Annotated in this window: 19 protein-coding genes; 11 read left to right on the top strand and 8 right to left on the bottom strand. The window is 64.9% G+C overall.

The features are described 5' to 3' along the window. The first annotated feature begins 249 nt into the window (after positions 1-249). Positions 250-1,314, top strand: coding sequence for a DUF5924 family protein (locus S4A8_RS08290; protein ID WP_353175414.1), 1,065 nt, complete (start codon positions 250-252; stop codon positions 1,312-1,314). A gap of 162 nt (positions 1,315-1,476) precedes the next feature. On the opposite strand, the gene S4A8_RS08285 is transcribed toward S4A8_RS08290, so the two are convergent. The 4 genes from S4A8_RS08285 to S4A8_RS08270 all read right to left on the bottom strand — a co-directional run bounded on the left by S4A8_RS08285 (position 1,477) and on the right by S4A8_RS08270 (position 6,686). Next, the gene (locus S4A8_RS08285; RefSeq protein ID WP_353219785.1) at positions 1,477-2,616 is read right to left on the bottom strand and encodes a vWA domain-containing protein; all 1,140 of its coding nucleotides are present in this window, start codon (positions 2,614-2,616) and stop codon (positions 1,477-1,479) included. Further along, entirely contained in the window at positions 2,613-3,497 is an 885-nt protein-coding gene (locus tag S4A8_RS08280; RefSeq protein WP_353219784.1) for an AAA family ATPase, read from the bottom strand. Before S4A8_RS08280 ends, S4A8_RS08285 begins: the two co-directional genes overlap by 4 nt. Next, positions 3,494-5,695: an acetyl-CoA hydrolase/transferase C-terminal domain-containing protein gene (locus tag S4A8_RS08275; RefSeq protein WP_353219783.1), complete on the bottom strand. Its 2,202-nt coding sequence runs from the start codon at positions 5,693-5,695 to the stop codon at positions 3,494-3,496. The genes S4A8_RS08280 and S4A8_RS08275 overlap by 4 nt, the downstream gene beginning before the upstream one ends. Before the next feature lie 79 nt (positions 5,696-5,774). Further along, positions 5,775-6,686 (bottom strand): lipid kinase, encoded by a 912-nt coding sequence (locus tag S4A8_RS08270; protein WP_353219782.1) that lies wholly within the window; start codon positions 6,684-6,686, stop codon positions 5,775-5,777. A 128-nt stretch (positions 6,687-6,814) separates the two neighbouring features. On the opposite strand from S4A8_RS08270, the gene S4A8_RS08265 reads away from it, so the two are divergent. Next, positions 6,815-7,354, top strand: a complete 540-nt coding sequence (locus tag S4A8_RS08265; RefSeq protein WP_353175422.1) for a YIP1 family protein — start codon at positions 6,815-6,817, stop codon at positions 7,352-7,354. Between the two features lie 14 nt (positions 7,355-7,368). Here S4A8_RS08265 and dusB read toward each other — a convergent pair whose 3' ends face one another. Continuing rightward, positions 7,369-8,403: a tRNA dihydrouridine synthase DusB gene (gene dusB / locus S4A8_RS08260; protein ID WP_353219781.1), complete on the bottom strand. Its 1,035-nt coding sequence runs from the start codon at positions 8,401-8,403 to the stop codon at positions 7,369-7,371. Between the two features lie 80 nt (positions 8,404-8,483). Here dusB and S4A8_RS08255 point away from each other — a divergent pair, with 80 nt between their 5' ends. Next, positions 8,484-9,296, top strand: a complete 813-nt coding sequence (locus S4A8_RS08255; RefSeq protein ID WP_353219780.1) for a BON domain-containing protein — start codon at positions 8,484-8,486, stop codon at positions 9,294-9,296. Positions 9,297-9,299: 3 nt separating this feature from the next. Further along, positions 9,300-9,626, top strand: a complete 327-nt coding sequence (locus S4A8_RS08250) for a hypothetical protein (protein ID WP_353175425.1) — start codon at positions 9,300-9,302, stop codon at positions 9,624-9,626. A 4-nt stretch (positions 9,627-9,630) separates the two neighbouring features. Here the strand turns inward: S4A8_RS08250 and S4A8_RS08245 are convergent, their stop codons facing one another. Both S4A8_RS08245 and S4A8_RS08240 read right to left on the bottom strand, forming a co-directional pair. Continuing rightward, the gene (locus tag S4A8_RS08245) at positions 9,631-10,962 is read right to left on the bottom strand and encodes an NADH:flavin oxidoreductase/NADH oxidase family protein (protein WP_353175426.1); all 1,332 of its coding nucleotides are present in this window, start codon (positions 10,960-10,962) and stop codon (positions 9,631-9,633) included. Between the two features lie 376 nt (positions 10,963-11,338). Then, on the bottom strand, positions 11,339-12,610 hold the full coding sequence (locus tag S4A8_RS08240; RefSeq protein WP_353219779.1) for an AAA-type ATPase lid domain-containing protein: 1,272 nt from the start codon (positions 12,608-12,610) through the stop codon (positions 11,339-11,341). Positions 12,611-12,718: 108 nt separating this feature from the next. Here S4A8_RS08240 and S4A8_RS08235 point away from each other — a divergent pair, with 108 nt between their 5' ends. Next, a complete protein-coding gene (locus S4A8_RS08235) occupies positions 12,719-13,753 on the top strand; it encodes a DUF3080 family protein (RefSeq protein WP_353175428.1) in 1,035 nt (344 codons plus the stop codon). A gap of 98 nt (positions 13,754-13,851) precedes the next feature. Here S4A8_RS08235 and S4A8_RS08230 read toward each other — a convergent pair whose 3' ends face one another. Beyond that, positions 13,852-14,343 carry a hypothetical protein gene (locus S4A8_RS08230; protein ID WP_353175429.1) on the bottom strand — a complete coding sequence of 164 codons (492 nt, stop codon included), beginning with the start codon at positions 14,341-14,343 and terminating at the stop codon, positions 13,852-13,854. A gap of 179 nt (positions 14,344-14,522) precedes the next feature. Here S4A8_RS08230 and S4A8_RS08225 point away from each other — a divergent pair, with 179 nt between their 5' ends. The 6 genes from S4A8_RS08225 (at position 14,523) to sppA (ending at position 19,031) form a co-directional block, all read left to right on the top strand. Continuing rightward, on the top strand, positions 14,523-14,939 hold the full coding sequence (locus S4A8_RS08225) for a glycine zipper 2TM domain-containing protein (RefSeq protein WP_353219778.1): 417 nt from the start codon (positions 14,523-14,525) through the stop codon (positions 14,937-14,939). A 27-nt stretch (positions 14,940-14,966) separates the two neighbouring features. Next, positions 14,967-15,323 carry a PepSY domain-containing protein gene (locus S4A8_RS08220; protein ID WP_353219777.1) on the top strand — a complete coding sequence of 119 codons (357 nt, stop codon included), beginning with the start codon at positions 14,967-14,969 and terminating at the stop codon, positions 15,321-15,323. Positions 15,324-15,347: 24 nt separating this feature from the next. After that, positions 15,348-16,055 carry a response regulator transcription factor gene (locus S4A8_RS08215; protein ID WP_353175435.1) on the top strand — a complete coding sequence of 236 codons (708 nt, stop codon included), beginning with the start codon at positions 15,348-15,350 and terminating at the stop codon, positions 16,053-16,055. Further along, positions 16,055-17,398, top strand: a complete 1,344-nt coding sequence (locus S4A8_RS08210; RefSeq protein WP_353219847.1) for an ATP-binding protein — start codon at positions 16,055-16,057, stop codon at positions 17,396-17,398. The genes S4A8_RS08215 and S4A8_RS08210 overlap by 1 nt, the downstream gene beginning before the upstream one ends. Before the next feature lie 120 nt (positions 17,399-17,518). Beyond that, positions 17,519-18,031, top strand: coding sequence for a hypothetical protein (locus tag S4A8_RS08205; RefSeq protein ID WP_006914055.1), 513 nt, complete (start codon positions 17,519-17,521; stop codon positions 18,029-18,031). 1 nt (position 18,032) lies between these two features. Beyond that, positions 18,033-19,031 (top strand): signal peptide peptidase SppA, encoded by a 999-nt coding sequence (sppA, locus tag S4A8_RS08200; protein WP_353219776.1) that lies wholly within the window; start codon positions 18,033-18,035, stop codon positions 19,029-19,031. Positions 19,032-19,038 lie beyond the last annotated feature (7 nt).

Genomic DNA, 19,038 nt, shown 5'->3' with positions numbered 1-19,038 from the left:
TCGTCGACCGTCGTTCGTACTGTGTCGTTGACCGGCCCCGATGATAACACCGCGCCCGGGCGCGCCGCGGTTGCGGCACTCAACCTCACACTGCGGGCGCCGATAACCGTTGCAAGAGCGCAGCACGATACGAGCGGCTGCATTCGCATACCGGTCAGCCGACGTACAGCCACCACGCTGCTATGATCGCGCCGCCGCACGCCTGAATACAGGGCGCGGCGATCTTCTACGTGTCTGCAAGCGAGTCCCGTGGCCAGCCAAACCGTTGCCAGCGACAGTCCCGACGCCAGTCCGGTCGAACAGTATTTCACCCGGCTGCTCAACAGCCGCGCGGGCCGTATCGCCTATCGCTACCGTCGGCTGTTGCCGGTGGCCTCCTTCGCCATGGGCGCGGGCAGTTTCTTTCTGGTCGAACGCCAGGCCGCGCTGGCGCAATGGGTCACCGCGCTCATGCTGCTCGGCTGGCTGGCGCTGTTGTTCGAAGGGCTGCTGTGTCGCCTGCTTGCCCGTTATTTCGGCGAACGTATTCCGCAGGCGGCCGTGCGTTTTGCGGCCCAGTGCCTGCACCAGGAAACCCTGTTCTTCGTCCTGCCGTTCTTTCTGGCCACGACTACCTGGCTGAGCGGCCAGGCGCTGTTCACCGGCCTGTTGATCGTCGCCGCCGCCGCGTCGACGATCGATCCGATCTACCTGCACGGCATCGCCGAGCGCCGCTGGCTGTTTCTGGGTTTCCACGGTTTCACCCTGTTCGTCGCCCTGCTGACTGCCGGCCCCATCATGCTGTCGCTGACCACCGGCGAAAGCGTGGCCATCGCTTCGGTGGCCATGGGCGTATGCGCTTTGCCCAGCTTCAATGACGCCTTGCAGGCACGCCAGTGGTGGCGCTGGCTGCTGCTGGCCGCGCTCTCGGTGGCCCTCGGCGGCCTCGCCTGGTTCGGGCGTTTCTGGATTCCGCCAGCCACCCTGCGCGCCACCGATATGGCCATCACCCTGCAAGTGGATGTCGATAACCGCCAGCCCGGCCACGATCGCGCGAACTTCTCGGCAGACGAACTCGCCGCGGACGGTCTGTATGCCTTTACCGCCATCGCCGCGCCACGCGGACTGCAACAACAGGTGCTGCATGTCTGGTCGCACGACGGCAAGGTGGTGGATCGTATTCCGCTCGAAATCACCGGCGGCGGCCCGGAAAACGGTTATCGCGCGTGGAGCCACAAACTCGCCCTCGGCGACGACCCGAGTGGCCACTGGCGGGTGACGGTCATCACCGACGATGGTCAGATGATTGGTGCGCGCCGGTTTACGGTGAAGTGACGCATAGATCGCGTGCCTGCCAGACCCACGTGAAACACCGCGGTGCGCGTCGCGCTGTTGCAAAAACAGTCCGCAAATAAACGCCAAACGCGCAAATGCGGGAGCGCGATTCGTCCAATCACGATCACCAGCGGCGTCGAACGCCGGGTGGCCGCGCAGTGATTAAACCACCCGCGCCCGCGACAGCTGTTCGACTAAAGCCTCGAGCCCGGCCAGATTGCGCGCTGGCGCACATATGTCGACATGCGGTGATTCATGCTGCGCCCCCAGCGCGGTACTGAAAAAGCGCGGATGCCCCATCAGCGGATCGAGCCAGATGATGGCCCGGCAACGCCCGCGCAGGCGTTTGAGCACGGCCTGCAGCCGTTCCGGCTTGTCGCTGTCCCAGCCGTCGGAGACGATCATCACCACCGTATTGCGATCGAGCTGTTGATCGGCAAAACGATGCATGAAGCTTTCCAGCGCACTGGCGATACGGGTGCCGCCGGCCCAGCCGGCAACGCTGTCGGGCAGGCGCGCCAGCCCGGCTTCGACCGAGGCCGAGCGCGCGAGCGTCTCGGTCACCCGCGACAATTCGGTACTGAATACATAGCTTTCCACCGCCCGAAACACGCGCGCAAACGCATGGATGAAACACAGAAAGAAGCGACTGTAGGCATCCATGGAATAACTGACATCGGCAAATACCACCAGCCGCGGGCGCTCGCGCGGACGATAACGCCGGCGCAGCGTAAACACTTCGCCGCCGTGGGCGATGGCCGCACGCAGGCTTCGCCGCAGATCGATCACGCCCTGCGAGCGCGCGCGCCAGCGCCGGGCCGCGCGTCGCGCCAGTTGGTGGCCCAGCGTGCGAATGAGCCGTTCCATGGCCTCGCGCTCATCGGCGCCGATCGCCGCGAGATCGGTCTGCATGGCCTGTCGCGCAGCACTGGCGCCGGTGTTGGCGTTTTCGCTTGGGTCACCGTCCGAGGCCGTCGTTTTTGCAGGGGCAGGCTCGGCATCGCCGACGCCATGAGCCTTCTGGTTGCCTGTCTGGTCGTCGTCAGCGTCCGCTTGCTCGGCGACTTCCGTGGGCCGGTCGTCGAAAAATTCGGCGAAAACCGTATCGAACCGGGCGCGGTCTTCGGGGGTCTTGGCCAGACAGGCCCGTAGCAGGCGGGCGAAATCCGCGCGCGGCTGCATGGGTGTGTGCGCAAGTGCGGCCAATGCATCGGCGCTTTCGGCCGGGCTAACGGTGACGCCCGCCTGGCGTAGTTGTTGAACGAACGCGGTCACGACACGCGCGAGCGACCAGTCGTTCATTGGCTACGGCGATAGTCTTCCAGGCGTGCGCGCATGGCATCGATATCGGCCGGGTCCTTGAACAGGGCACCGAGGGTGACGGTGATACGCGTATCATCCAGGTCGGCGGCACCGATTTCGATGAGCGCGGCCGCCCAGTCGAGTGTTTCGGCCAGCCCCGGCGTCTTGGCCAGTTCCTGTGTTCGAGCCCAGGCGAGGAAATCGGCGATGGCCTCGGCCAGACGCGTATCGATGCCGGGCAGCCGGCTTTGCAGCACGGCCAGTTCCTTGGCCCGATCCGGATAGTCGATCCACAGATACAGACAGCGCCTTCGCGTGGCCTCGGCCAGCGCCCGGGTGCGGTTGCCGGTGATCACCACCAGCGGCGGGGTGTCGGCGCGTACCGTGCCGTATTCGGGAATACTGATCTGCCAGTCCGACAGGATTTCGAGCAGAAAACTCTCGAAGGCTTCGTCAGCGCGATCGAGCTCGTCGATCAGCAATACCGGCGGCGGACTGTGGCGAAGCGCCGCCAGCAACGGGCGTTCGAGCAGAAAACTGTCGGAATAGAGGTTATCGCGCAGGCTGTCGGTGGAGACACCCGCGGCTTCCTGAACCCGGATTTCCAGCAGCTGGCGCGGATAATCCCATTCATACAGCGCCTGGGCGGCATCCAGGCCTTCGTAGCACTGCAGCCGGATCAGGCGGGTATCGACCGCGGCCGCCAGCGCCTTGGCGATTTCGGTCTTGCCGACGCCGGCCGGGCCTTCCACGAGCAGCGGCTTGTTCAGGGCGAGCGCGAGATACAGCGTCATGCGCAATTCGGCATCGCTGACATAACCCTGGCCTGCAAGCGCGGCGTCGAGTGCCTCGGGACTGGCAAAGCGCGTGGGCGCGCTCATAGCTCGGCGTCGGCAGGCTCGTCGTGGGAATCGATCACGCCGTCGTTGATCAGCGCGAGTGCCACCACCCGGGCATACAACGACTTGCGCAGCGTGCGCGGGCGTTGCAGATCCATGCGTTCGAGATAGGGCGCCGCACTGGCCGGCAAGGTGGCCAGACGCGAGGCATGCCGGGCAAAGCTCGACAACGTCTTGCCGTGCGATCCGCTCTGCAGCTTCTTGAGCGCGCCGATGAGCGCGCGCTCGATTTCGGTGAAATCGCTGCCATAGGGGTAGGCCTCGAAACGGCCCTTTTGTTTTTCCGGGGCGAACAGGCGGCGCAGATGATCCGGCGTGTTGTTACGTGCATGCGCGGGAATCTGATAATCGCGGCGCAGCTTGCCGGCAGACACCGCAGCACTGCGCAGCTCATCCTGGAACCGGGCATCGGCGATTTCTATCATGGCGATAGCGACTTCCTCGTCGGTCTTGCCGCGCAGATCGGCCGCGCCGTATTCAGTGACCACGATATCGCGCAGATGGCGCGGAATGGTGGTGTGCGCATAGTGGGCCACGATATTGGACTCGGGCCCGTCCGAGGACTGGCGTACCGCGCGTACGCAGATGATCGAGCGTCCGTCCTCGAGCGCATGCGCCTGTGATACGAAGTTGTACTGCCCGCCTACGCCGGAGATGACCTGGCCGTTTTCCAGCCCGTCGGAGGCAATCGCACCGGCCAGCGTGGCCTTGATGGCGGTGTTGACGAAACGCGAGTCGCGCCGCTGCACGCGCCGCAGGGCTTCATTGCCGTAGAGCTCGTTGATCTGGCCGACGCTGGTCATGTGAAACAGCTCGCGCTCGTCGTCGTCGAGGTCGTGCAGCGACTGATAGAAGCTGTTCGGCCCGAGAAAGAAACCGCCATGCACAAGCGTCGCGCCCTTGAGCCGATCGCCCAGACAACGCGATGCCATCGCCTCGCGCGCGGTTGGGTCATCGAGATCGGCCGCGATCGGCTCGCCGCCATCGCCGGCGTCCAGCTTGCGCTCGGCATAGCGCACATCGGCATGAAACACGCCGATGTGCTTGAGCCGGGCCACATCGTCGGCGTCGAGCTGGGCCCGAATCGCGCCACTGTCGTGCAGCGCGTTGAGCGTATTCGCGTCCACCGTTTCGCCAATGCGCCCGGCATCCAGCAGACGCTGGATATCGATATCGTCATACACGGCACGCGAAATCACGCCGGCGCGATACATCTGGATATAGGCATCGACGAGCATTTCGGTGCAGCCGTAGAGCCCGCGCTCGAATACGTCTTCGCCGCCGATCGCCTCGGCCAGCTCGCGTTCATGCGCACTGCGGGCGAGCCGGTCGATCAGCACACGGTAGTCGTCGTTGTGGTTATGGCGCAGATCGCAGCAATAGGCGATGGCATCGGAGAGCGAACCGATGCCGATCTGCAGCGTGCCGCCATCGGCGAGCAGACTCGATACGCGCAGACCGATCGCATAATCGGCATCGGCAACGGGCATGGCCGGTGCGCCAAAGGGTTTGAAGGTGGCGGCCTCGCCTTCGAACACCGCATCCGCCAGCGCAGCGTCCACCAGCGCGCTACGCGTCATCATCGGCATGCGCTTGTTGAGCTGGCCGACCACCCAGATCGGCTCGCCGCGTTCACGCATGGCCTCGACCACGGGCATGAGATCGAGGGTGACATCGGTATTGCTGGATAACGAGAACTGACTGTCATCGGGGCCGGGCGCGCCCATCTGCATGAGCACGTTCACCCCGGCGTTGATCAGATCGCGCGCCACGTGCGTGTAGTTGACCGAGCGATAGTGGCGCTGGGCGTTGTCGTTACCCAGCATCGCCCCCGGCTGAAAGAAGAATTCGGAGATCGTGATGTTGTCGGGCACGCTGCCCGCGTTGAGATCACGTACATAATCCAGACCCGGATAATCCTCGAACACGCGCTCGACGATTGGATCCATGATGCGGCGTTCGAGTTCGCTGCCGGCCTGGGGCACATCCAGCGACAACGCAGTAAGAATCTGCAGATTGATCGATGGATCGGCCTTGGCGCGCGCGTAGAGCGCATTGAGCAGCGTCGCCGGCTTGCCCAGGCCCAGCGGCGCACCGACATGAATATCGTGGCCGACGGTTTCGATCAGCCAGTCGATGGTGGCTTCGGCATCGGTGAATCGCTGCGGTCGGTCGCTCATCGCATGCTCCTCGGCATTGGAATCGCACAGCGGCCTTCGCCATGCTCGATTCGTTATGACTTGTAATTATTGCCTGTACTTATGACGTGTTACGGCGCCCATATCGATCAACATATTCCTGCGGCACCTTCACCTGCAGTGCTGACGGGTGGATCCGAAATTTTGCCGGTGTTTCGGTGAGAATCTCGCCGTCGGTATTGATGGGCATGGGCTTGCCGGTATCGACTTCGAATTCGGTGCCTTCCAGCAACTGCACGCCCTGAATCGACTTGTCCGGCCCGCGTACCAGCGCCGGTAGCATGCCCACGAGCTTGGCCAGCGGCTGCGGCTCGAGGCTGTAGAGATCGAGTCGGCCATCGTCGAGCGCGGCATCGCTGGCCACCGCCAGCCCGCCGCCAAAATAGCGGCCATTGCCGACGGCCAACTGGATCGAATGCAGACGATGGGTTTCGTCGCCGCAACGCACCACCGCATCGAAGGGCTCGGTATCGCGATAGGCCTGGAACACGTTGGAGGCATAGCCGAACGAGCCGAACCATTTCTTGGCCGCATCCGAACGATATTCGCAGGCCCGCACGGCCAGGCCCACGCTGGCGACGTTGACGAAATACACGTCGTTGCACTGGCCCAGATCCACGCCGTGGCTCACGCCTTCCACCACATTGCGACAGGCCGCTTCGAGCTCGGTGGGGATCAGCAGCGTACGGGCAAAATCGTTGGCCGTGCCCAGCGGCAGGACACCCATCGGACGTTCGGCGCGCATGACCGCAGCTGCCGCGAGATTGAGCGTACCGTCGCCGCCGCCAATGACGATGATATCCACGTTTGGCGCATGCCGATCGATCTCGGCAGCTACGTCGTCAGGTTCCTGAAATTTGCCGAGGGTAATCTCGACATCGAGCGCTTCGAGTGCGTCGCGGGCCGCCTGGGCGTTGGCTTCACCCTGGCGGGATTTGCGATTGATCAGCAGTAGGGCGCGCAGAATCTTCACCGATTGCGAATTGTCGAGCCGACAGCGTAAGTGCGCCCCGGGGCAAGCGCAATCCGCAAAAACCGCAGGCTGGCGTGGAACACTTATCTAAGCCAAGATCGGATGCAAATTCAACAACCCATTCCGTCATGCAAAGTCTTAGCGAACGAATGATTGGCGCCGCCAAGCTGCACGCGCCAACCTACGAGGAAGTCGAACACGATCGCGGTGCCACCGGCCAGGCCGCGCTGATTGTCGTACTCGCCTCCCTGGCTGCGGGCATCGGTGCGATCGGCGGCGGCGGGATCGGCTATCTGCTGCTCAATGCTGTCGCGGCCCTGCTCGGCTGGCTGATCTGGGCGGCGCTGATCTGGGCGATCGGCACCAAACTGCTACCGGAAGCCCAGACCGAGGCCGATGTAGGCCAGCTGCTGCGTACGCTCGGTTTTGCGGCCACCCCCGGACTGCTGCGTATTTTCGGCATCATCCCGGTGATCGGCACGCTGGTGGTGTTCGTGGTGTCGATCTGGATGCTGGCCACGACGGTCATCGCCGTACGTCAGGCACTGGATTATCAAAGCACCCTGCGCGCCGTGGGCGTGTGTATCGTCGGCTGGTTGATCCAGTTGCTGATTCTGGGCCTGTTCGTAGGCTCGGCGGGGCTTAGCGGCACCGCACCGGGCATGTAAGCCGGCCCTTGGCTTCAGGCGGCCGTGGCGATACCTCGCCCGGCCGCTTTTTTGTTTGGTGACACCCCGCCCCGCTGTTCGGCGGTGGCGGCGGCATCGAAATAACAGTCGAGCAGACGCAGTTGGCGGGCGGCCGTGTCCGCCTGGACCAGATCCATATACAGCACAGCCGATGCCGGACGGCGTTCGTGCAACCAGCCGATATGCTTGCGCGCTACGCGCACGCCCTGCTGCTCGCCGTAGAAATCGTGCAGCTGTTCGATCAGGCCCAGCAATAATTCCCGCTCGTCGGCCAGACTCGGCGGTGCCGGCGCCATGCCGGTCGCCCGCTCGAGCGCGATTTCGCGAAAAAGCCAGGGCCGGCGACAGGCCGCGCGTCCGATCATCAGCCCGTCCGCGCCGGTGGCTGCGAGCACCGTACGGGCCTTGGCCGGCGAGTCGATATCGCCGTTCGCCCACACCGGAATCGATACCGCGCGCTTGACCGCGGCGATGGTGTCGTACTCGGCCGTGCCGGTGTAGTGCTGATCGCGGGTGCGCCCGTGCACGGCCAGTGCTGCGATACCTGCCTGCTCGGCACGCCGGGCGATGGCCACGGCATTACGCCGGTCCGCGCTTACGCCGGTACGCATTTTCAGGGTCACCGGCACATCGACGGCATTCGCCACGCCATCGAGAATTGCGGCCACGCGGTCTTCATCGGCCATCAATGCCGAGCCCGCGGCCTTGCGGCAGACCTTCTTGGCCGGGCAGCCCATATTGATATCGATGATATGCGCGCCTTCGTCGGCGTTGACCTTCGCCGCATGCACCAGATCGGCGACATCGCCGCCGGCGATCTGGACGATACGCGGCGCCGGCTCGCCGTGCTGATCCAGACGCAGCCGCGACTTGCGCGTGCCCCGCAGTTCGGGGCGGGCCGAGACCATTTCCGCGGTCGTCACGCTGGCGCCGAGGCTGCGACAAAGCGCCCGGAACACGCGATCGGTCACGCCGGCCATGGGCGCAGCCGCGAGCCCCTGCGCGAATGTATAACCAGCGATACGCATGACCAATATTCTAGTAGCCGAAGCAGGTTCGTAGAAACATGTTATTTTCGGTTATCGGCTCATTTGCATTCTCGCCTTCGATGAACAACGCCACGTTCCGTTTCGCCACCGTATTCACGGCCCTCGTGCTCTCGCTGAGCCTGCTCGCCGGCTGCTCCGAAACCCCGCAGGAGAAATACGACAACGCCGTCGAACAGCTCAAGGAAGCGCGCGAGTCGCGCAATGAAGCCCAGGAAGCGCTCAACGACAAGAAAGAAGAGCTCCAGGAACTTCAGGCCAACCTCAACGAAGCCGAAGCCGAACTCAAGAAGGCCCGCGACAAGGTCGCCGCGGCCTCGGAGGCCGTAAACAAGACGGTCAACGATCAGGTGCTCTTCCGTACCATCCAGCGCGACGTGCTCAACGAAAAATCGTTCGACAAATCCGCGATCTCGGTGGGCGTGAAAGATCGTGTCGTCACCCTAACCGGCGTGGTGCCGGACGAGGAGACGCGCGAGCTTGCGCTCAAGAAGGCCCGTTCGCAGGCCGGTGTGGAAGACGTGATCGACGAGCTCGAAATCCAGGACGAAGACGGCAAGCCCAAGGCCCCGTCGGCTGACGCCGCCTCGACGCCCAAACAGGCGCAGCAGCAGCCCGAGCAGGACAAGTCGAACCAGTCCAGCCCGGACCAGCCGAAGGCGAAAGCGCAGCAACAGGAACAGAATCCGTCCGAATCCGATAATGCTGCTCAGGACAACAGCGGCGACGATCAGAACGAACCGAAGCAAAAGCCCAAGCAGCAGGCACAGCCGCAACCGGATGCCCAGGGCGATACGCCCAAGCCGCCCATGGCCCCGAACGACGGCGGCTCGGCCGCGGCCGGCGCACATAGCGCCCACGGCGCCGCGGTTTAAGCCATGCTCGCGGCCGCCTTCTGGTTATTGCTCGTCGCCGCACTGGGCGGGCTGACGATGGCGGCGCTCGACGGCGCCACACGCCCGCTTCGCATCGGTCACGGTGCGATATCGGGCGTGGGGCTGCTCTGCCTGCTCATCGGTGCATTCATGCACCCGGGCGTGCTCGTGTGGAGCGCCTTCGCGCTGGTAGCGATCGGCTTCGCCGCCGGGGCGGTGTTCTTCGGCCTGATCTACCAGCATCAGGCGCCGCCGCGATTTCTCATCATCGGCCACGGCGCGCTCAACGGCCTGGGCGTGCTATTGCTCGGCATTCAGGTGTTTGGCTAGCCGATCATTCGGCATCGAGCGTATCGGCCTGTTTCTGAAAGGGCCGGATACGGCGGGCAGCGCCGAGCTCCGAACGCACGTGCCCGAACAACCCCTTGCGCAATGACATCCGCCAGTCCGGCTCCAGGCCACGCCCGAGGCGCATGAGCTGCATGTAGTACCAGCCCATCTGGGAAAAGATATTCAAAAAGCGTAGTGCCGACACCGACGATCGCGGCCCGAACAGACCACGGCCATAGGCCAGTTCCGCGCCGGGATCTTCGGCCTGGCGGGTGGTGCCATCGAACAGGCGCGCGACGAAATTCGGATCCACACACAGGGGCCGGCCCAGGCCGATGAGGTCGGTATCGCCACTGTCCAGCGCCTCGACCATGGCATCGCGCGAACGAAACCCGCCGGTCACCATTAACGGCATACGCGCCACTTTGCGGATCAAGGCCGCATATTCGAGGAAATAGGCCTCGCGCGCACGCGTGCTTTCACGCGGGGCGTCGGCCTGGCGCTGGTCGCCGCTATGCCCGAGCAGGCGCGGCTGTTCATAACTGCCGCCGGAGATTTCCAGCAGATCGATGCCACAGTCGTTGAGCCAGCGCACCACGTCGATGCACTCGGCGTTGGTGAACCCGCCTTTTTGGAAATCCGCCGAGTTGAGCTTGACCCCGATCGCGAATTCCCGGCCGACCGCGGCGCGTACCGCACGCACCACCGCCAGCAGCAGGCGCGCCCGATTTTCCAGACTGCCGCCGTATTCGTCCTTGCGGCGGTTGGTCACCGGCGAGAGAAATTCGCTGAGCAGATAGCCATGGGCGCTATGAATCTGGACACCGTCGAAGCCGGCATCGCGGGCGATCGTCGCGGCAGCCACGAAACGCTCGATCACGCTATCGATGCCGCGCTGGGTGAGCGCGCGCGGCCGACGATAGGCCCCGAGCAGCTTCAGGCCCACCGGCGACGGCGCAACCGGTCGCGGCGTGCAATATAACGGCGCCTGGCGCCCGGCATGCGACAGCTGCATCCATACCCGGCTGCCGCCGTGCTGGGCGGCCGCCGCCCAACGCGCGAGCGCGTCGCGGTCGGCATCGCCGTCGATCACGACATTGCCGGGGCGCTCGAGATCCCAGCGGTCGATCTGCACATTGCCGGTAATCAACAGCCCCGCGCCGCCATGCGACCAGCGCCGATAGAGCGTTTCCAGCGCAGGCGTGGCATTCATGCGCGCATCGGCCAGCCCCTCGGTCATCGCCGCCTTGGCGATCCGATTGGCCAGGCGCTGGCCGCAGGGCAATATCAGCGGTTCGCGCAGACGGGCAACCGGATCGACAGCAGTTTCGGGCATCACAGCATCGCGTCAGAGATCGTTTTGCGAGCATAGCCCGCCTAGGAATCTGTCGCATAACCTCTCGCGGCTCGCGTTCGCCCTGAAAAGACTTTCAAGGTCAAAGGCGTTGCGACAAGGCGTCCGAGCGCAGCGCCTGCCCCAGGAAATCAACGATGGGCAGATCAAGCTCGGCAACGCCGTCGTAGCGCATTTGAGGCCGAACCCCTTCGGGGCCGCCGGCTTTGCGCGCGCTTGATCGGCGTCAGTGTTCACTACCGTGCAACTTGTTATCGGCTTGGGCACGCTACGCGCTCACTTGTCTGTCGATCGCGCGCAAAGCACACCGGCGCGACCGCGACAGGTTATGCAGAGATTCCGTAGCAGCCAGCGCGACTTAAGTCGCAGGCGCGGCCCCGCTCTCCGGCTCCCAGAGCGCGAGCGCGCTGTCGATGGCATCGCGCTCGATCAGCGGCGTGCGCGCGGTCGCCGCGCTGATGAACGCCGTTTCCATGACGCGTTCGAGCGAGCGCGCATTGCCGCGCCAGGGGCAATTGCAAAGCGCCTGCCAGGCGGCATGGCTTAGGCCGGCGGGCGCCTGCCAGGTCGTCGAGCGCGTGCGCATGGTGTCCAGGGTGGCAGCGACGATCGCGATCAGATCTTCGCCGCGCGCGCGTAGCGACGGCAGATAGACCGGTTGCGCGGCCAGGCGCGCCGGCAATTCCGCGGGCATGGCAGGCAGGGGGCGCGCTGCAGCAGGCGTCGCCGCGAACACCAGTGCACAGTCGAGCGGCTGTTTGGCGGCGGCCCCGTGCGGCAGATATTCGCCGCTATCCAAGGCCTCGTCGAGCACATCCGCCAACCCGTTCGCCCGGCCCTGGAATGCATCAATAAAACACACACCCGTGCGCGCCTGGGCCAACGCGCCGGTACGCGACTGGGCTGCGGTCACCTCGCCACACAGCAGGGCTTTCAGCGCTGGCGTATCTCCGACTTCGGCGGCCAGATTGAGCTTGATGAACTCTCCGCGGCCCCGACACAGATAATAGAAATAGGCCATCGCGCTCTTGCCCACGCCCGGCTCGCCCAACAGGCCGATACGCGCCACATGGTTTTCTGCCAGTTCCGCGACATAGCTCATCGCTGCCTGCCACGCCGGGCTCAGGCAGAAGAAATAGCGCTCGTGAGCGCCTTGTGCCTGCGCGGCGCCCGGCACGGCAATCACGCTGGGCTCATGCACGGCCTCGAGATAATCACCGAGCTGGGACACCAGCACGTTGGGATCGCGATCGACGATCAGACGCAGACCGTCGATCTCGCCACCGGCGGCCGCGCGCATGAGCCAGCCGCCAAACAGCGTGAGACGGTCCGGCGACAGGCCCACCACCAGCACCGGCCGGCCGTCGCCGCGCCGTGCGCGCGCATCGCGGACCTGCCGCGCCAGCGCTTCGAGCGCGTCCACCTCGGGATAGAGTGCAAAAACCGCGGCCACCTCCGGCAGCTCATCCAGCGCATCAGCCAGCATCAGGCCTTGCCGGGGGGCGATGGCTTGCTCGATACGCTCACGCAGCGCACGGTTATCCTTGATACGCGCATCTACATGCACGGCCACACGCGCCTGGCCCGTCGGCCCGGCGTGTACGCCCTCGTTCCTACGGGCTTCGAACATGAGCTGTTCTCCGGCAACTGCGCGATGGCCCCGATCGTATCGTGACTCATGAGTACAGGCGATTGTCGTTCCTGCGACAGGCGAAAACCTACCGCGCGAGCCGGCCTGGTGGCGATACTGCTGGTCGCGGCCCTGGCCGGCTGTCGCGCCGCAGACAGCCCCCAGGCGCGCTTTGACGACTATCTTACCCGGCTGGCGCGTACGCTCGAGCGCGATCTGCCAGCGGCAACGGCCACGCCGCGCAGCCTGTATCCGCCCCGGCGCGCACTCGCACAACCCGTACAGACCCCGCGTACCGGCTGGATCGGTTTTTTCCAGCTGCATCGTTGTGGCCTGGTGAACCTGATTTCCGAGCGCAACAGCATTCTCGGCCGGGTCGCCCCGCCCCAGGCGCGTCTGGCCTATGAATCCCGGCTACTGGCTGGCCTCATCCGCTGCCGTGCCGGCTTCGATGGCGATACCGAACACGACGCACGCGAATTCGTCGCCCGTCTGGATCGGCTGATCGCGCTCAAGCGCCAGGCACGCGGCGCCATCATCTGGAATCAGACGATGGCCAGCGCGCCCATGGCGCATCTGTTCAGTATCGCCGGCGACAATGCCGGGCTCGAACCGAGCCTGGCCGGGCGCAGCGCTCGCGCGGCACTCACCCGACTCACGGCAGCCATGGCCGACATGCAGGCCGAACGCGTGGTCAGCGAAGACACGCTCGTGGGCGTGTATGAAACCCTGGATGCCAGCGAATACGGCGGCGCCCTGCAGATCGCCGCACTGCAGGCCGCGGCGGCCCTCGAACGCGCCAGCCAGCTGATCGAAACCCGGCTGAACGAACGGCCGCTATGCTTCAACCATCGCCCGAACCGCCGAGCCCGGGTGCTGCATACGATCCTGGTGGAGATCTACGGTCCACGGGTTCAGGCTTATCTGGCCGATCTGGTGCGGGCCGGCCGCCTCTGGCGCGAGACGGTCAATGCGCTGATCGATCGGCAACGCGTGACCTTACCGCCCGAATTCACGCGCTATCGCGCGCGTACGCTGAGCACGCAGACCGGCATATGGGCGCGCCTGGATCAGGCCATCGAAAACCATACCGAGCACTGGCAACAGGCAATGCGCCAGTGCGATCTGATGCCCGCACGCTAGGGCCTGTGGTCGCGGGATATGTCATCGCATGCCCGTGCCGGGCGTGGCGGGCAAGGCGCGGGGCGCCGATGCGAGGGCTTATCTCGCGGCGATAAGCCCTAGTCCAGCAGCCGCTGGGCCGGCTCGATCGTACGCTGAGCCGGCTCGACAGCACGTCGTGCGGGTTGAACCGTACGCCCGTTGTCGCGCCGCGTATGTGCGTCGTAGCCGGGGCGCGGATCACGGTGCGGGTGATGGTCGCGATCACCACGCCCCGATCCCCAGCCGTAAACACCCGGTGCCGCCGGCGCGCCGTTATGCTCGAACACCCGGCCCCGTCCGCCATAGCCGGGCCCATAGCCATAGCCGCCATGACGCCCGTATCCATAGCGCGGATAGACCGGCTGTATCGGGGTTTCGTATTCCTCGTAGCGAAAACCGCTCGACGGGCCGTAAACTTCGGTGCGCCGCTGGCTGTTATAACTGCCGAACGGCGTCGAACGCTGCTGCTGATCGATAATGACGATGCCGGAATTATCGGCCGCAGCCGCCGTGCCGGCGATCGCCAGCATCAGCACACTGGCGGGCGTGATAAAGCGTGGCCAACCCATGTCGAACCTCCTGGCCGCAAAAAACGGCACTTTGTCCATACGAGCATGCGCGCGCGGGCGTGAATCGGCCATGAATACCTGCCACCGGCAGCTATGCAGACCGGCCCGGCCAAGTCAGAATTAAGCATGCGTTCAGCGCCTGAAGCCTAAGTTCAGCACGACGCTAGGGGACATGCATCATGACACCGATTATCACGCCGCTCCGAACCCTTGTCGTCGCCGGCCTGGCGGCGGCTTGTCTGTTGGTCGCCGGTTGCGCGAGCAACCCGAAACCGCAGGTCGATCCGATTTTTCAGGCCGTACCCGGCGGCCAATACGACTGCTACTACCAGAACGACGACCGCAACGTCGCCGTCAAGGGCGCCACCAGTACGGCCGGTCAGGCCATCATCGGTGGCACAGCCGGCGGCCTGCTGGGCAACCAGATCGGTAGCGGTTCGGGGCGTGATATCGCCACCGGCCTGGGCGCACTCGCCGGCGCAGGCGCGGGCGCCTGGAACGCGCGTCGGATGGAAAACAACCGCCTCAACGATTGCCTGCAACGCAGCGGTAACCCCGGAAACAATACGTCTTCGGGTTTCCGCAGCAGTTTCTAGCACGGGCTGATCCCGAGCTCTATCGCAATGCGCCACTACGCGATCGACCCCGATACGGCCTGGGCCGGCCTGCGTCTGGCCGTGGCCCTGCTGGTGCTTCTGACCTGCCCGATTGCCCTGGCCCAGTTCGGCAGCGACGCCCTGCGCGCACCGCTGGCCGAAGGCGCTGGCCCGGGCCGCAGTGCCGCGCGCGATGTCGCGGGCGATGAATCACGCCCGCCGCCCAATGTGGCGCCGGCGGAGGCCGCCCGACGTGCAGCGCGCGAATATGGCGGACGCGTACTCAACGTGGTGCTGGAAGACGGCCCCGGCGGGCCCTACTATCGGGTAAAACTCCTGGATGGCGGACGTGTACGCATCGTGCATGTCGAGGCCCGCCACTAGCCCACGAACAATACGATTGACCCTATGCGAGCACTGGTTATCGAGGACGATGTCGATCTGCGCGAACAGATCTGTGCGCAGTTGCGCGGCGACGGCTTTGCCGTCGATGCGACCGGCGAAGGCGAAGAAGGCCTGTTCTTTGCGCTGGAGTACCCGGTGGATATCGCCATCGTCGATCTCGGCCTGCCCGGGCCGACCGGGCTGGATATCATTCGCGAGGTTCGTGAAGCCGGCCTCGATTATCCGGTGCTCATTCTCACCGCGCGCAGCCGCTGGCAGGACAAGGTCGAAGGCCTGGAAACCGGCGCCGACGATTATGTGGTCAAGCCTTTCCAGCCGGAAGAACTGACCGCGCGTATCCAGGCGCTGGTACGGCGTTCGCGCGGCTGGGCCCAGCCCAAGCTCGAGTCCGGCGATATCGTGCTGGATACGGCCCGCCAGGAGGTCTTCGTGGCCGGCGAGTCGGTCGAGCTGACCGCCTATGAATATCGCGTACTCGAACATCTGATGCTGCACGCGGGCGAAGTAGTGTCCAAGACCGCGCTGACCGAGCATATCTACGAGGAGAACGCCGAACGCGACTCCAACGTGATCGAGGTCTTCGTACGGCGCCTGCGCGCCAAACTCGACCCCGAGGGCTCGCGCAAGCCCATCGAAACCCTGCGCGGGCGCGGCTATCGCCTGGCACGCGATCCCCGTACGGCGACCAACGACAGCGCGTCGCAACCGTGATGAATTCACTGCGGGCGCGGCTGCTGGCCGCGACCGCGGTACTTCTGCTGGCCTTTATCGTGCTCACCGGCGTGGCGCTGGAAACCGCGGTGAGTGAGCGCGCCGACCAGGCCGAGCACGACCGCCTGCAGGGCTTGAGCTATGCCCTGCTGGGCAGCGCCGAGATCACCGAGGACGGCGGCTTCAAACTCGCGCCGCGGGTGTTGCCGGAATCCGATCTCACCCGGCCCGATTCCGGTCTCTATGCCATGGTGCTGGATGAAAACGGCCAGTCCATCTGGCGCTCGCCCTCGCTGCTGGAGCCGCTGAGCCTGGACAGCCTGCCGGCCGTGGGTGAATGGCAGTTCATGCGCATCTACCCCGACGAACGCGGCACGCTGATCACCCTGTCCTTTGGTTTTCGCTGGGTCACCGATGCCGGCACCGATTATCGCTATACCCTCGTGGTTGCCGAGGATGCGCATACATTCGTCAAGCAGATGCAGCGTTTTCGCGGCGTGCTCTGGACGCTGCTGAGTGCTGCGGCGCTGATCCTGCTGATCGTGGAATTGCTGATCCTGCGCTGGGGGCTGGCGCCGCTGCGTCGGCTGGCGCGCAACCTGGCCAACCTCCAGGCCCACGAAAAACGCCGTATCGAAGGCCGCTACCCGGACGAAATCCAGCCGCTGGTGAGCAACCTCAACACCATGCTCTCCAACGATCAGGCCCGCCTGACACGCTATCGCAACGCGCTGGGCGATCTGGCCCACAGCCTGAAAACGCCGATGGCGGTACTGCGCGGCCTGGCCGAGGACGAGCGCCTGGACGAAAGCCAGCGCCACGGCCTGCGCACCCAGCTGGCGCGCATGAACGACATTCTCGACTACCAGCTGCAAAAGGCGGCCGCGGCCGGCAAGCGCAGCCTGGCGGTGTCGATTGCCATCGCGCCGGTCGCCGAGAAGCTCGCGCGCGCACTCACCAAGGTCTATGCCGAACAAGGCACCCGTTTTCGGGTGCATATCCCGGCCTCGGTCAAGGCGCCCATCGACGAGGGCGATCTGACCGAACTGCTGGGCACGCTCATGGACAATGCTGCCAAGTACGGCGATGGCGAAGTCGACGTACGCGCCGAAACCCAGGGCAGCGATCTCTATCTGCAGATCGACGACAACGGCCGCGGCTTTGGCGACGGCTCGACCGAACGCCTGCTCGAACGCGGCGTACGCGCGGATACCAGCCGTGAAGGCCAGGGCCTGGGACTCGCCGTCGCCGCCGAAATCGTGCGTTCCTATACCGGCGATATCATCCTCACCCGATGCGAAAAAGGCGGCGCGCGCGTAGAGATCGTGCTACCGGCCGAGTGATAGGATGATGGGCTGGCTCAGACCAGCCCCGAACTCCACACGCCGGCGGATATTCCACACCGCGAGCGGCAACCTGGCGCGCCGCAAGGTGCGTTTCGACGACCAACCGATATATTCAGCATGGACAATCCCGATACCGCCCGACGTCTCGACCCCGAGCAGCTTGACCCTGATGCGCTCAACCCGCGCACTTATCATCGTGTGATCGGCCCGGCTCTCAAGATCGCCGCCAATGTCGCCGCCAAGCGCGGCCACCCGACGCTACACGACGATATGCCGGCCATGCTCGCACTGGTCGAAATGGTCACGCGCCTGGCCGATCTGTTCACCGAACACTATCCGGCAGCCGCGAAAGAAGAGCCGATGCTCGAACACGCCGCGACCGGGGCCTGCGTGATGGTATTCCAGCAAGCCAAGATGGCGGCCGATGCGATCGGCCAATGCCTGGCTGCCCTGGAAACCGCCTATCGCCAGCTCTACGAACACGAGGTGCTCGACGAGGCCCGCCCGTTCATTGCCATGGCATGGGAGCATCTCGACGACGAACAGCGCGAGGAGGCCGAAAAATGCCTGACCCAGGCCACCGAGCGCACGATTGCAGCGATCGAGGCCTGGCAGACCCAGGTGCATTAGCGTGGGCGGTCGTGCACGTTCTGCGCTGAAACTGGCGCCGCTGTTCGCGCTCGCGTTTGCGCTCGCCGGCTGCGTAGTTATCTCGCCCTTCGGGGCCAGCGACAACGCCTTGCGCGAAACCACGGTGCAAGGCGAAGGTCGCGCCAAGATTCTGTGGCTGCCGATTTCCGGCTTCATCTCCGATGCACCGGCGAGCCGCGCGCTCGGACTCGTGCAGCAGCCGTCAACGCTGGCCACAGTCAGCCGTGCGCTCGACAAGGCAGCCGACGATGATGAAATCGGCGCCGTCGTATTGCGTATCAACAGCCCCGGCGGAACAGTCGCCGCGGCCGACGAGATTCACTCGCGTATCGCCCGCTATCGTCGCGAAACCGGCGTACCGGTCATTGCCAGCTTCGGCGGCGTGGCCGCCTCGGGCGGTTATTACGTGGCCATGGCTGCCGATACCGTCATCGCGCAACCGACTTCGATCACCGGCTCCATCGGGGTGATCATACCGGGCGTGAACGCCAGCGGCCTGCTCGACAAGCTCGGCGTAGAGAACGCGAGCTATGTCAGCGGCCAGCATAAGGACATCATGTCGCCACTGCGCGAGGCCACGCCTGAAGAACAGGCCATTGTCCAGGATGTGATCGATTCGCTGTTTGCGCGTTTTGTAGCCGTGGTCGAGGCCGGTCGGCCCCAGCTGGATCGTGATCATTTCGACGAGATCACCGACGGCCGGATTCTGGCCGCCGATGATGCGCTACGTCTTGGCCTCGTCGACGAGATTGGCCATATCGATGACGTGCTGGCGCGTGCACGCGACGCGGCGGACGTAACTTCGGCGCGCGTGATTCGCTATTACCAGGGCCGCAGCGCACCGAACTCGATTCTCTCGGAAACCGCCGCTGCCAGCGGACTGCGCATGAGTGCGGCCGGTGTGCCGGTGGATTTATCCTTCGATAGCCAGGCCTCGGCCCAACCGCTCTATCTCTGGCGGCCCGCGCCGCCGCGCTAGGGCTTCA

The organism is Salinisphaera sp. S4-8, assembly GCF_040361235.1.
In the GTDB taxonomy this organism is placed as follows: domain Bacteria; phylum Pseudomonadota; class Gammaproteobacteria; order Nevskiales; family Salinisphaeraceae; genus Salinisphaera.
This window is presented reverse-complemented; position numbering and strand designations above follow the sequence as displayed.

Excerpts from the sequence above, each read along its gene's own strand:
- S4A8_RS08245 (WP_353175426.1), bottom strand. The coding sequence starts at position 10,962 with ATGCCCGAAACTGCTGTCGATCCGGTTGCCCGTCTGCGCGAACCGCTG.
- S4A8_RS08230 (WP_353175429.1), bottom strand. The coding sequence starts at position 14,343 with ATGGGTTGGCCACGCTTTATCACGCCCGCCAGTGTGCTGATGCTGGCG.
- S4A8_RS08210 (WP_353219847.1), top strand. The coding sequence starts at position 16,055 with ATGAATTCACTGCGGGCGCGGCTGCTGGCCGCGACCGCGGTACTTCTG.
- S4A8_RS08225 (WP_353219778.1), top strand. The coding sequence starts at position 14,523 with ATGACACCGATTATCACGCCGCTCCGAACCCTTGTCGTCGCCGGCCTG.
- S4A8_RS08265 (WP_353175422.1), top strand. The coding sequence starts at position 6,815 with ATGCAAAGTCTTAGCGAACGAATGATTGGCGCCGCCAAGCTGCACGCG.
- S4A8_RS08250 (WP_353175425.1), top strand. The coding sequence starts at position 9,300 with ATGCTCGCGGCCGCCTTCTGGTTATTGCTCGTCGCCGCACTGGGCGGG.
- S4A8_RS08220 (WP_353219777.1), top strand. The coding sequence starts at position 14,967 with ATGCGCCACTACGCGATCGACCCCGATACGGCCTGGGCCGGCCTGCGT.
- S4A8_RS08215 (WP_353175435.1), top strand. The coding sequence starts at position 15,348 with ATGCGAGCACTGGTTATCGAGGACGATGTCGATCTGCGCGAACAGATC.
- dusB (WP_353219781.1), bottom strand. The coding sequence starts at position 8,403 with ATGCGTATCGCTGGTTATACATTCGCGCAGGGGCTCGCGGCTGCGCCC.
- S4A8_RS08280 (WP_353219784.1), bottom strand. The coding sequence starts at position 3,497 with ATGAGCGCGCCCACGCGCTTTGCCAGTCCCGAGGCACTCGACGCCGCG.
- S4A8_RS08285 (WP_353219785.1), bottom strand. The coding sequence starts at position 2,616 with ATGAACGACTGGTCGCTCGCGCGTGTCGTGACCGCGTTCGTTCAACAA.
- S4A8_RS08275 (WP_353219783.1), bottom strand. The coding sequence starts at position 5,695 with ATGAGCGACCGACCGCAGCGATTCACCGATGCCGAAGCCACCATCGAC.
- S4A8_RS08240 (WP_353219779.1), bottom strand. The coding sequence starts at position 12,610 with ATGTTCGAAGCCCGTAGGAACGAGGGCGTACACGCCGGGCCGACGGGC.
- S4A8_RS08255 (WP_353219780.1), top strand. The coding sequence starts at position 8,484 with ATGAACAACGCCACGTTCCGTTTCGCCACCGTATTCACGGCCCTCGTG.
- S4A8_RS08205 (WP_006914055.1), top strand. The coding sequence starts at position 17,519 with ATGGACAATCCCGATACCGCCCGACGTCTCGACCCCGAGCAGCTTGAC.